This window comes from Candidatus Krumholzibacteriia bacterium (assembly GCA_029865265.1).
Classification (GTDB): domain Bacteria; phylum Krumholzibacteriota; class Krumholzibacteriia; order WVZY01; family JAKEHA01; genus JAKEHA01.
The window spans coordinates 22,850-35,153 of the sequence record JAOUHG010000010.1 but is presented as its reverse complement, the minus strand read 5'-3'; the positions used below and the strand labels follow the sequence as shown (position 1 = coordinate 35,153).

The 12,304-nt window shown below is 65.6% G+C and carries 10 protein-coding genes and 1 pseudogene; 6 read left to right on the top strand and 5 right to left on the bottom strand.

Features of this window, described 5'->3' with window-relative positions:
- The first annotated feature begins 17 nt into the window (after positions 1 to 17).
- On the top strand, positions 18 to 2,366 hold the full coding sequence (locus OEX18_06625) for a T9SS type A sorting domain-containing protein (protein MDH4336939.1): 2,349 nt from the start codon (positions 18 to 20) through the stop codon (positions 2,364 to 2,366).
- A 196-nt stretch (positions 2,367 to 2,562) separates the two neighbouring features.
- On the opposite strand, the gene OEX18_06620 is transcribed toward OEX18_06625, so the two are convergent.
- Together OEX18_06620 and OEX18_06615 are read right to left on the bottom strand one after the other, a co-directional pair.
- A complete protein-coding gene (locus OEX18_06620) occupies positions 2,563 to 3,522 on the bottom strand; it encodes a hypothetical protein (GenBank protein MDH4336938.1) in 960 nt (319 codons plus the stop codon).
- A gap of 144 nt (positions 3,523 to 3,666) precedes the next feature.
- Positions 3,667 to 3,774 (bottom strand): annotated as a pseudogene (locus OEX18_06615) (IS3 family transposase).
- A gap of 357 nt (positions 3,775 to 4,131) precedes the next feature.
- Between OEX18_06615 and OEX18_06610 the strand changes: the two are divergent.
- The 5 genes from OEX18_06610 to OEX18_06590 all read left to right on the top strand — a co-directional run bounded on the left by OEX18_06610 (position 4,132) and on the right by OEX18_06590 (position 8,792).
- Entirely contained in the window at positions 4,132 to 5,127 is a 996-nt protein-coding gene (locus tag OEX18_06610) for a pyridoxal-phosphate dependent enzyme (protein ID MDH4336937.1), read from the top strand.
- Between the two features lie 46 nt (positions 5,128 to 5,173).
- Positions 5,174 to 6,316 carry a cystathionine gamma-synthase gene (locus OEX18_06605; protein ID MDH4336936.1) on the top strand — a complete coding sequence of 381 codons (1,143 nt, stop codon included), beginning with the start codon at positions 5,174 to 5,176 and terminating at the stop codon, positions 6,314 to 6,316.
- Positions 6,317 to 6,757: 441 nt separating this feature from the next.
- A complete protein-coding gene (locus tag OEX18_06600; protein MDH4336935.1) occupies positions 6,758 to 7,156 on the top strand; it encodes a hypothetical protein in 399 nt (132 codons plus the stop codon).
- A 22-nt stretch (positions 7,157 to 7,178) separates the two neighbouring features.
- Positions 7,179 to 7,940, top strand: coding sequence for a hypothetical protein (locus OEX18_06595; protein MDH4336934.1), 762 nt, complete (start codon positions 7,179 to 7,181; stop codon positions 7,938 to 7,940).
- A gap of 261 nt (positions 7,941 to 8,201) precedes the next feature.
- Positions 8,202 to 8,792, top strand: a complete 591-nt coding sequence (locus OEX18_06590) for a response regulator (GenBank protein ID MDH4336933.1) — start codon at positions 8,202 to 8,204, stop codon at positions 8,790 to 8,792.
- Between the two features lie 122 nt (positions 8,793 to 8,914).
- Here the strand turns inward: OEX18_06590 and OEX18_06585 are convergent, their stop codons facing one another.
- From OEX18_06585 to OEX18_06575, 3 genes are read right to left on the bottom strand one after another with little or no spacing between them, the layout of a single operon-like run.
- Entirely contained in the window at positions 8,915 to 10,261 is a 1,347-nt protein-coding gene (locus tag OEX18_06585; GenBank protein ID MDH4336932.1) for a DUF4388 domain-containing protein, read from the bottom strand.
- A gap of 54 nt (positions 10,262 to 10,315) precedes the next feature.
- Positions 10,316 to 11,701, bottom strand: a complete 1,386-nt coding sequence (locus tag OEX18_06580; GenBank protein MDH4336931.1) for a hypothetical protein — start codon at positions 11,699 to 11,701, stop codon at positions 10,316 to 10,318.
- A gap of 23 nt (positions 11,702 to 11,724) precedes the next feature.
- Entirely contained in the window at positions 11,725 to 12,285 is a 561-nt protein-coding gene (locus OEX18_06575; GenBank protein MDH4336930.1) for an HDIG domain-containing protein, read from the bottom strand.
- Between the last annotated feature and the right edge of the window lie 19 nt (positions 12,286 to 12,304).

Sequence of the window (12,304 nt, the reverse complement as noted above, 5' to 3'; positions counted from 1 at the left end):
GTCCGGTGCAAGAAGCGATGAAGCGAATCCATGGAACGGTTGCCGCGCTCGCCGCGGTCGTCATGCTGCTTCCGGCGGCAACGAATGCCAGCAGGACGGAGATCCTGGAGGTGCGCGCGCGTCCCGCCGATGTTGGCGAGCGCACATACTTCATCGGCGCCGGCGCGACCGTCGAAGACGCGGTCACGTTCCGCGACGCGCTGATCGCGGCCGGCGCGTGGAACGTCAACCTCTTCGTGCAGGACCGTGTGATCGTTTGCAGTGTACCGCCCGGCGTGGCGGCCGCGTTGACCGTGCCGGCGGCGTTCGCCCCGGAGCCGGCGGGTCCCGGCAGTGCGCCGCTGCGCGCCGCGTCGGAGTCGTGGGGGTGGATTGCGGACGCCTACGCACTCGCCGAGCGTGCGCCCGATGCCGCGGCCCCCGGCGCCGCGGGCGCCGTCGATCCGCTGGACTGCGTGGTGCTCACCACGCCGCCGGAGAAGGTGCGCGAGATCCAGCGCGAGGTGGAGCGCTCCATGGCGCTGCGCGGCGACGCGCCCCGTCCCCAGCCCGCCCGCAACATGAATCAGAATTCCGAGATCATGACGGGGAGCATCCTGGCCACGTTCATCTTTCCGGAGAGCGATGGAACCCGGGAGCCCGACCGGGAGAACTGGTCCGACGACGACATGCGCGAGGCGCGCATCGGTTCGGCGGGCGCGTTCCTCGCTTGGCAGGAGTGGACGCAGATGGACATCAATACCACCTTCAACCTGATCGAACGGGTCCCCACCGGCTACGAGCCCCGTTCCCACGACATGTCCAACGACGAGTTATGGATCAACGATGTGATGCGCACGCTCGGCTGGGGTCAGCAGAGCAACAACTCGCTGGGGATCGTGCACGAGTTCAACGAGAGTGAGCGGACGAGGTTCCGCACCCGCTGGGTGGTCACGTCGTTCATCGCGTGCGCGCGCACCTCGCCCTTCCATCGCTTCGGAGACGGAAACGCCAACTACACCGCGTACGCCAATCTCGGTGGTCCGTACATGGTGGAGCCGTTCCCGGCCGGTGGCGATCCCAACAACATCGGTGAGACGCTGGTGTACTCCAAGATCGTGCAGCACGAGGTGGGGCACTGCTTCTGGACGCTCGACGAGTACCCGGGTGCGCCGGGCGGTTGCGGCGACACCTCCGGCTATCTCAACTACCGGAACGGGAACATCTCGATGACCGGCCCGAGCGGCGAGGAATTGCGCTGCGAGGCCGTCACCCCCTGCATCATGCACACGTGGTCGCGCATCGGCCAGGACCGGCCCTGGTGCCGGTACAGCCGGGGGCACCTGGGTGTGATCGACAACAACAACAACGGCTATCCGGACATCTTCGAGGCCGCGCCGGAGGTGATCTTCGAGCCGGCGGGCGCGGAGACGGTCACCACCAACCAGTTCACGCTGCGCTTTCGTGTGGTTTCGCACGCGGTCCCCAACCGGAACCGCGCCCAGGATCCGGAGTTCCGAGCGGACTATGCGGCCCCGCTGGGTGAGGTGAAGCTTTCCCTCGGCGCAAGCGCCGGGGTCAACCTGACGCCCCTGGACGGACACCTCGACGAAGTGGTGGAGGAGTTCGAACTGCCCATCACGCTCGCATCGGTGGGACTGAGTGCCGTCGCCGTCCGGGCCCGCAACTCGGTCGGCTATCAGGGGCCCGCGTATTCCAAGAAGATCTACTTCACCGGCGTCAACTACACACACATTGGCGCGGTGGTGAAACACAACCGCATCGACCTGGGGTGGGAAACCGCCGGGGACGTTTTCGGAACCCGGTTCGACGTGTACCGGCTGGAACCGGGGGAGGAACTGCCCGGTTTGCGCATCGCCGAGAACGTGACCCCCTCGGGGCCGGGAACGGCCGGGTTCGTGCCCTACCACCACACCGACCTCAATGTCGAACCGGGGCGGGACTACCGCTACTACGTGGTGGGAACGTTCACACTGCCGGTCGAGAACGGGACGCAGACCTATCAGTCGCAGTCTCAGATCGTGGGCCAGACCGCGGCCATTCCACCCGGGTCAGGTGAGCTGGTGAGCGGCATCGCGCCCAACCCGTCCAACGGCAACATCACGTTCTCCATCCAGGTGCCGCGCACCTACAGTGGCGAACCGCGCGCCTCGCAACGACTGGCCACGCAGGTGCAGGTGGATGTATACGACGTGCGCGGGCGGCGCATCCGCCAGCTCGCGGACCAGCCGCAGTTCGAGGACGTGCTCACCCTGCGCTGGGACGGGCGCAACGAAGAGAGCATTCCCATGCCGGCCGGCATCTACTTCGTGCGCATCCGCGCGGGGGACGCCAAGGCGGTGCGCAAGGTGGTCCTGTTGCACTAGCGGGGACGGGCTCGTCGGTCTAGCAAAACGCCCCGTTTCTGGCCCGTTTGCTGCACCAAGGGATAGCGCCCGGTCGGCGTCGAGCGATCAGTGTAACTGGCTTTGCTCGCGCCGAAACTCCGCCGCCGCGCAAAGCTCGCACCAGTACTCGTCGCCCGACATCGTGTACCCGTCCTCCCCCAGGGAGAGAACCGCTTCATGGACCTTCTCCCGCGCTGGCTTCTGTAATCGCGCTCTCGATTCGGTCCTTCGAGAGCCAATACGGTGTCCGTTCGTCATACACATAGCCATCTTGCTCGACCCGCAGAAAACCGTTGGTGCCTGCGAACGGGAACCATCCAAACTCGTTTCGCTTGAGAAAGCACAGCCATCGCTGGCCGATCGCGTAGTCGCGCGGGACATGTGCTCGCCATGCGGGCAGGTAAAGCCCGCGCGTAAGTGCGACCACAGTTACAACGTCACCGTCAACTCTTACCTTCTTTACGACTTCGATCCGCACGTCAATCGATACCAACTCCGCCGAGGTACTATCGGGCCCGTACACAGTCCCCTTCGCGACGGATTGAATCACCCCTTGAACAATCAAATCAGCCTCACCGGCCACGATGCTCAAGGCCATCGACGAAATTTTGGCGCGCAACTCGGAATCCGCGAACAAGCGTCGACCGCGCGAGGTTTCTTCGGTTCTCCAGCCATCCCCCTCCCGCAGGTAGCGCCCGTATGGCGTGGTCTGGTAGTATGTGTTCAGGATGCTGTGGTGATACCCGCAAACAATCATCTCATTACCGATCCGATAGGCTCGTTTGGCCTCCGCCAAGTCATCCCAAACCAAGAACGTCTGTTTTGATGGTACTGCCGGGCCCCGAAGAACCTCTGCCACATCAATTGAGACAAAGAGCATCGTTCTCTTCATATCAGGCACCTTGGCCCTGCGTTCAGGGGGATCCATCCACAAATCAGCCGTCGAAACGTCCGCTTCCGATAACGAAGATATGGACCCGCGAACCACGAGGTCGGAATACAGGAGTGGTGCGTAGTCCCAAGCCGACGGATCTCGCACGATCTCGATACCCGCGCCAGTTGGCGTCGCACCAAGTAGCACGCACACTAGGACAGCTCGTATCTTCCCTCTCAACATGTTGAGTTCCTTCTTCACCACCTAGCTTCGTGGTGATGACGCAATCAACGCAGCCGTGGAACAAGACTTTAGCTAATCTAGCAGGTTGCTGAAAAACCCTTGGTCAATGCCCCGGGGATCATTCTGCGATAGTGAGCTTCCCTCGGTTCTGTAGACACCCAGTTAAGCACATGTTTGCATCTGCTCCTCGAACTCAGCAGGGCTCATCCCGCCCAGGCTCGAGTGCCGACGCTTCCGATTGTAGAACACTTCAATGTAGTCGAAGTAGTCGAACAAGTCCCGCCGGGCTTGGCCCGCTTGTCGTCGACGTCGACCACCACGCACGGGGTCGCGTAGCCGGCCGCGGCAGGTGCCGGAAGATCTGCCCCAAGAGCCGGCGCTTGCCGCCCTGGCAGGGCGGGAGGGCGGCGAGGCGCCTACGCATCACGACATCAACTCCTCACTGGCCGCCGGCGGGGTGTGCGCGCCCACGTCCCGGTTTGAACTCCCCGCGCGGTTGTGATATTACAGAAGCACCTGGAGGCTCGTCCGGGGCCGCTGTCGGATTCAGACGCCTTCCCAAAGAAACCGCTGTTTTCAATGCCCTTTCCAAGGAGGAGGGCGTGAGGCGTATCGCGCCCGCGACTCATGAGCGATCGACTTCGCCGCGTCAAGTACGCCGAGGATGTCCTGGGCACCATCGGCAACACCCCCCTGGTGCGTCTCAATCGGGTCACCGCGGATCTCGAATGCACGGTGCTGGGCAAACTGGAGTTCTTCAACCCGGGTGGTAGTGTGAAGGACCGCATCGGGCTGCACATGATCCAGGAGGAGGTCCGCAAAGGAACCCTCAAGCCGGGCGGCACCATCGTGGAGTGCACCTCGGGCAACACCGGCGTGGGCCTGGCGCTGGCGGCGTCGATCCTCGGCTTCAAGTGCGTCTTCACCATGCCCGACAAGGTGCCGGTGGAGAAGGAAGCCATGATCAAAGCGTATGGCGCAGAGGTGGTGCGTTGTCCCACCGAGGCGCCGCCGGATTCGCCGGAGAGCTACTACAACGTAGCCAAGCGTATCGCGAAGGAACGAAACGGGGTGCTGAGCAACCAGTACCACAATCCGATGAACCCGGACGCGCACTACCGCAGCACCGGCCCCGAGATCTGGCGCGACACCGGCGGCCAGGTGGACATGTTCGTGGGCGGCATGGGAACCGGGGGCACGGTGAGCGGCATCGGCCGCTACCTCAAGGAGCAGAACCCGAAGGTCCGGGTGGTCGGCGTGGATCCCGAGGGCAGCATCCTCGCGCACTACTTCCGCACCAAAGAGACTATCGAGGCGCACCAGTACCTTGTGGACGGCATCGGGGAGGACTTCGTTCCCACCACCTGCCAGTTCGAGTACGTCGACGAGATGCTGACCATTTCGGATCACGACTCGCTGGTAATGACACGCCTCCTCGCCAGGGAAGAGGGACTGCTGGTGGGAAGTTCGGCGGGCTCTGCGGTGGTGGCGGCCATCCGGGCCGCGCGCGACCTTGGCCCCGACGCCATCGTGGTGGTGCTCATTCCGGACACGGGCGAGCGTTACCTAAGCAAGGTCCACTCGCACGAATGGCTCGTCAAGAATGGCATCCAGGACGTTTGAAGACACCAACGGGCGGCAGCCGACGGGGTTGCTCGCCGGGAGAACCATGGGTTTTGCGACCGATTGCATCCACGCCGGACAGTGGCCCGACGAAAAGACCGGCGCGGTGAACACGCCGATCTTCCAGACCTCCACCTACAAACAGGACGGCATCGGCAAGCACCGCGGCTACGAGTACGCCCGCACCGCCAACCCCACCCGCGAGGCGCTGGAGCGCAACGTGGCGGCACTGGAGCAGGGCAAGCACGGGCTGGCGTATTCCTCCGGCATGGCGGCCACCGACACCATCCTGCGGCTGTTCCTGCCCGGCGACGAAGTCGTGGTCAGCGGCAACGTATACGGCGGCACCTACCGGCTGTTCGAGATGGTGCTCAAGAACTACGGCCTGGTGTTTCACTTCATCGACACGTCGAATCTCGACACCGTGCGCAAGACCATCACGCCGAAGACGCGCCTGGTGTTCCTGGAATCGCCCACCAACCCGGTGCTGCGCGTGACGGACATCCGCGCGGTGGCCGACCTCGCCCACGCCGCCGGTGCGGTGGTGTGCGTCGACAACACCTTCATGAGCCCGTTCCTGCAGAACCCGCTCACCATGGGGGCGGATATCGTGGTGCACAGCACCACCAAGTACCTCAACGGTCACAGCGACATGGTGGGGGGTGTGGTGGTGGTCAACGACGACGCCATGGCGCAGCGCCTGCGCTTCCTGCAGAACGCGGTGGGCGCGGTTCCCGGCCCGCTGGACTGCTTTCTTGCCTTGCGCGGCACCAAGACGCTGGCGGTGCGCATGAAGCAGCACGAGGAGAACGCGCGCGTGCTGGCCGCGTTCCTGGCCGCACAGAAGGGCATCCGCAAGGTCAACTATCCGGGGTTGCCGGACCACCCGCACCACGAACTGGCGAAGCGCCAGGCGCGTGGCTTCGGCGCCATCATCTCCTTCGACCTGGAAACCGTCGCGCGTGCGGATCGTTTTCTGCAGGCGGTGAAGATATTCACGCTGGCCGAGAGTCTCGGTGGCGTCGAGAGTCTCATCAGCCATCCCGCGTCGATGACGCACGGCAGCGTTCCGGAAGCGGAACGCACCAAGCTCGGCGTCACGCCCGGTCTGGTGCGTATCTCGGTGGGTATCGAAGACGTCGAAGATCTGCAGGCCGATCTGGCGAGCGCTCTGGCCGCCGCCGGTTGATGCCTTGCGCGATTCGCCATTGAGGGATATATTGTTTCCATCGGTGTTGCCGCACCAAGTCTGCATGTGAGTCTGCTCTCCGCGTGAGTTTTTGCTTGACGCCCCCTTGTGGCATGCCCTAGGTTTGCCGCAAGATATTGTATCTGGGGTGCGTCTGGGCACAGCATCCTGTGTATCCCGGCCAGAATTAACGGTTTAGGCTGTTGCCTGAATTTTCACCTCAACGCGGAGGAGTTGGGTATGGAAAAGCCGGAAAAAGGCGGGGTGCTCATGAAGGACAAGGAGTACGTCAAGTACGTGCAACTCCTTAGGAAAGCGGAGCGGGACGGGCGGTTGGATGGGTACCCATGTCCGCTGTGCGGTTCGAAGTATGCCGCCAGTGACGAAGCGGAGGAATGCTGTCGTAGCGTGATCTCGTAAGAGGGGCGCGAACAGTAGATTATGACGGGCGTAACTTCGACCACGATCCATCAGCATTGCTCGGTCTGCAAGGCCGACTTCGACATGGACATCATCAAGCAGGGGAGCAAGGAAGACGTCCTCTGGCTGAAGTGTCCCGGTTGCGAGGGCTACCTTCCCTACATGCCGAAGGACGAGCTCGACGATGCCGACAGGATCCCGCAGGAACAGAGCCTCGCGCTGGAGGACATCGAAGTTGAAAGCGCGACGGAGTACTCGGAGGATCGGGATTACGAGGTGGGCGAAGTTATCCACCATCGTTCCTGGAACGATTACGGAAAAGTCGTCGCCAAGGACAAGCTCCCGGGAAACCGGCGGACGATCTGGGTTCAGTTCATCCGCCAGGGGCGTGTCCAACTCCTCGAGGGCGTCGTTAATTAGCGACGCGCGTCGCGGGGCCGTTTTGAAACGCGGCGTACTTGCGGTGGCCCTGCTGGTTGCCGCACTCGTTCCCAGACAGGCCGATTCCACCGGCGTTTACGAAAACGCCGCCGCGGAATCGGCCTTTCTTCTTGCCCCCCAGCGGGTGGTCCTGCGCGCAAGCCTGGAGGTGAGCCGCGGCGACTCCCTCGACGCCACCATCTACCGCATCTACGCCGCCTTTCCCGTGCGCACCGCGTTTCTGGTGGCGGTGGAGCAGCCGCTGGTGACGGCCACGGACACGGCCACCGTCGACAACGGGCTGGGCGATTTCAGCGTCCGGCTGCGCGCGCGCATGGCGGGAACCCGCCACGTCCTGTGGGCGATGGGGAGGTTGGGGACGGGGACCGGCGAGTCGCGCCTCTTCCCCTATTCGTCGGAGACGGTCGAGATCGGGGTGGCGCTCGCCTACACGGATTCGCTGGGCGCGTTCGACCTGTTCGCCATCGCGGGCTACGTGTGGGCGCAGCGCGTGCCGGAGTCGCTCGACGGCCTCATCGACGACCACACCCGCTTCAGCGCGGGCGTGGGTGCGCGGCTGGGAGAGAACGGCGGCGTGCGCGCCGGTGTCACTACCCTGAACTACGGGCGCCTGGACGCGCGGCGCGATCTCTTCTTTGCGGGAGCGGGGTACCGCTGGACCGACGCGCTGCGCTTCTTCCTGGAAGGCCAGCTCGAGGCCGGTCCCTCCGCGGCGCGCGCGAGCGACTGGGCCACCACCGCGGGCATCGCCGTCCTCTTCTGATCCCCTCTTGCAGGCCTCAACGCGCCGTCGCAGATTGCGCGCGCGGCGGCCCCGCCCGCCCTTTTTGCCCACCGGGCGGAGAGTTCCGCATTGCGGTCACCGGGGTGACGGCGCTTCCGTGGAATGCCGCATAGGGACGCCCAAAAACACCCCTCGCGCGTGGCACATCGATTGCCTTTGCCGGGCCGGAACCCTCTGGGTGCAAGCCAGATATTCCAACAAACATCGTTCCCGCGAGGGAACACTGGAGGGAAGAGGAACGTGATCCGCATCGTCCTCATCGAGGATGACGACCTCATGCGCGAGTGGCTCGGACGATCGCTGTCCAGCCGCGGCCACGAGGTCGATCGTTACCGCCGCGCCGACGAGGCCATCGAGGCCGTGTCCGCCGATCCGCCCGACGTCATCGTGTCCGACATTCATATGCCGGGCATGTCGGGCATCGAACTCGGGCAGGCGCTGCGCGCGCGCGGCATTCTGACTCCCATCGTCATGATGACGGCCGATCCCTCCGAGGCGCTCGACGCGCGCGCGGGCGCGGTGGGTGCACATTGCCTGCTGCGCAAGCCCTTCGCGGACCTGAGCGACCTGTGGTCCGCGGTCGAAGCGGCGGCCGACTCGGTGTCCCCCACGCCGTCCGACGACATCACCGGCACCTCGCATGCCCTGCGCACACCCATCACCGCCATCCGCATGGCGCTGGAAGGACTCACCGCCGAGCGCATCATGGATGCGCGCGAACAGCACCTGGCCGAGATCGCCCACCGCAACCTCGACCGTCTCACCGCTGCGCTGGAGGATCACCTGGCCCGGCTGTCGCTGGCCGTCGAAGAGAACTCCACCGTCGACTGATTGTTGGGCGCACACGACACTGCCCCTCCGCTCATGGTCCTCGCGCGAAACATTTGAAATCGCGCTGCGGAAATCGCGTCGGGGCAGCATCGTATGCGCCCCGACAGGGCGCCTTCAGTTAATCAATCAGACTTGGTTTCGAGAAGTTCGGACATGCGGGACTTCTTGCGCGACTTCCGTTCCGGCGCACCGCCGGGCGAAGACACGCCGTCCGCGAGGAACAGGGCGAGGGGCTGGTCGATGGTGGCGTCCGGCATCGAGCGTACCGTCCGGTACCAGAAGTGGCCGTCGTGGACTTCGCGCACGATCCAGGTGAGCGCGTCCACGCCGTCCAGGCCGAAGCCCGCGCAGTGCACCGGTTCGCCGTCGGCCAGGTAGACCCGCGCCTTGCCGTCCGACGTCTTCAACAAGATTGCCCCGGTGAGAGCCGCGCCGTGCGCCACCCGAAGCACGTCGGCGACGTCGATACGCGACAGGTCACCGGAGAACAGGGACGGGCGTCGCACGTGTGCGGCGATGGCGCGCGCGATTGGCGAGCGGATCAGCAACAGCACCGTCAGAAAGCCGAGTATGAGCGGCAGGTGGTTGTTGAGCACCGCCGCGAATCCAGGCGCAATGTCGCGCACCGCGTCCACCACCTGGCGCGGGGGAAGCGGATCCGAGGGAAGCGGCGGTGGCGTGGCGCCCTCGGAGAGCGCGCGGAACTGCTCGCGCGCCCATTCGTTGGACGGGTCCTGCGCCAGCAGGGCCTGCAACGCGTCGGAGGCTTCCTCGCGCACCCAGTCGCCGGACTGGAGCAGGCTGCGTGCGGAACCCTCAAGCTCCGCGATGCGGTGCTGTTCGACCGACTGTGCGATTTCGTCGCGCAGCTGGTAGAACTCGTCGCGGGGATCCTTGGCAATGGCGAGCTGGATGTTGGACAGCGCCGCGTCGTTCTGGCCTATGGCCGAGAGGCAGCGCGCCTTGTACGCGTGCATGGTGGCGTTCTCGGCGTCGATGGAGAGCAGAACGGCCAGGCGCGGGAGTGCCCGTTCGTACTTTCCCCTGGCCATGAGGGTGTCAACTTCCACGGACACCTGGGCAAAAAGATCGCGTTCGATCTCTCGCCGGGCCTCATTGATATCGTTGCGGCCGGGTTGCAGGGCGCCCGCCCGGGTCAGCAGTCCTCGTGCATACTCCAATCGCCCCGTGTTCCGGTACATGGCCGCAAGCTCCCACATGGCGCCCACGTCGGCCGGGTTGCGCAGCAGGATTTCCCGGTAGTACATCTCCGCGAGGCCGTACTGCTCGAGCACCACCGCGGCGCGTCCCATTTCCAGGAGTTCCGTGCGGGTGGTCGTTGAGTCGAATAGTGCCTCATTGTTCCACTCGCCGATCCACCCGGAATCGGTTCCCTGTGCGCCGGCGGGAGCGGGCGTGAGGGCCGCCAGCAAGGCGGTGATGGCAAAGATGAGGGCGGCGTGCCGCATGGCGTGCGGCAAAACCGCAACAATCGTACCAGCGCCCGCGGGGGACGCGGCGGGTCAGTCCTGGGCGGAGGCGTTGCCGTCGATCCAGTTGCTGACGGCCAGAAAGTGACCGGGATCGCGCAGCATGCCGACGCCGTGGCCGGCCGTCTTGAAGATGCGGGTCTTGACCAGATCCCGGCCGGCGGTATCGAGGAAGAAGCCGAGCGAGCGCACCGCGTACACGTCCTCGTTGCTCGCCAGCAGCAGGGCCGCCCGCGGCGGGCGGAAGGAGATTGCCGATGCCGTGGCCCGGTCCTCCGGGTCGAACACCGGGGAGAGATACACCACTGCCACCGGCAACGCGTGTTCGTGACGCGCGCGCTCCACGTAGCCGCTGCCGTCACCCTCGCCCACCACCACGATGTCGGACACGGGAATCTCGAGGCGGTCGCGCAGGTACAGGATCGCCGTGGCGATGTCGTCGGCGATGCGCGCGCGGTGGGTGTCGGAGAGCGACGCCACGTCGGGCAGCGAATCGCAGCGGCTGTCGCCGTGACCGCGCGGGTCCACCGTGAGGGTGGTGGTGCCGTCCAGTGCGAGCAGCTGTGCGTAGGGCGTGAACTCGCTGCGCCGCGCGCGGTTCTCGGGGACGAAGAGTACCGCGCCTGCCTTGCTTCCGGCGCGCAGGGTGGTTTCGATGCGCGCGCCGTCGGTGGCGCGCAGTTCCACGATCTCGGCGCCCTCGGCGGCCGCGTTTTCGCGGCGCGCTTTGCGCGCGTCGTCCACCGCGGTGGCGATGCTCTCGCGCACACTGCCGGCGTCCACGTGCCCCTCGCTGGCGGCGAGCAGGGCGATGAATGCGCTGATGTCGTCCGGGTTGGAGGCGCCGCTGGCTCCGATCAGGTCCAGGTAGCACGCGCGTGCCTCGTCGCGCCGGCCGGTACCCGCCAGGCACGCCGCCTTCTCGCGCAGCGCCGCCTCGGCCGCGTCCTCGTCGAGCAGCGCCAGAGCGTGGTCCGACGGGATGATGGCCTCGTCGCAGCGGCCCAGCGCGCGCAACGCACGCGCGCGCAGTGCATAGGTCTGGCCGATGTACGGGGGCGGCGCCGGCAGCGCGTTGGCGTTGCTGAGCGCGTCGTGCAGGATGCTGTCGGCGTGCGCGGGGTCGAAGCGCTGCTCCAGCAGGAAGCGCGCGTATGCGTTGGTGGCGGCCGGGTCGAAGGGGAAGAACACCAGCACCTGTTCGTAGGCGCGCTGGGCGTCGTCCAGCCGCCCAGCCGACACGTACAGGTCGGCCAGCCACAGCAGCACCACGGACTGCTGCTCGGCGGGCTCGTCACCGCCCACCTGCATCTCGAGTTCGCGGATTCGCTCCTCAACGTCGCGGCGCGTGTCCACCGAGCCGCCCTGTTGCGCGCGCGCATCGGCCACGGCCAACGCCGCGAGGCACGTCAGCGCCATTGCCCCGGTCCACCCGCGCCAGCTCATAGCCCGAGCTCGCCGGCGACCGGCTTCAGTGCGTCGATGACATTCTGGATGTGCTCGTCCAGCGGGAGCCCGATCAATTCCGCGCCGGTGGTGATGTCCTCGCGGCTCACGTTGCGGGCGAAGCCCTTGTCCTTGAGCTTCTTTTTGACCGACGAGGGCTCCACGTCCGCGAGCTTCTTCGAGGGACGCACCAGCGCCACGGCGGTGACGAAGCCGCACAGCTCATCGACGGCGTACAGTGTCTTCTGCATGGGTGTCTCCGGCACGACGCCGGTGTGGGGAGCATGGGAGAGAATGGTCTGAATCAGCGCCTCGTCGACGCCGCGGGCCCGCAGGATCTCGGCGCCCTTGAACGGATGGTCCTCCAGGGAGGGGTAGCGCTCGTAGTCGAAGTCGTGCAGGAGCCCCGCCACGCCCCAGGCCTCGACGTCCTCGCCGGCGCGCCCGGCGTAGTAACGCATGGCCGCCTCCACGGCGTAGGCGTGTTTGAGGAGGCTCTCACCGCTGGTGTGCTCGGTCAGGATGGTCAGCGCCTGGTCGCGAGAGGGAAAGGTCACGGCGGTCCGCTCCTTGGTT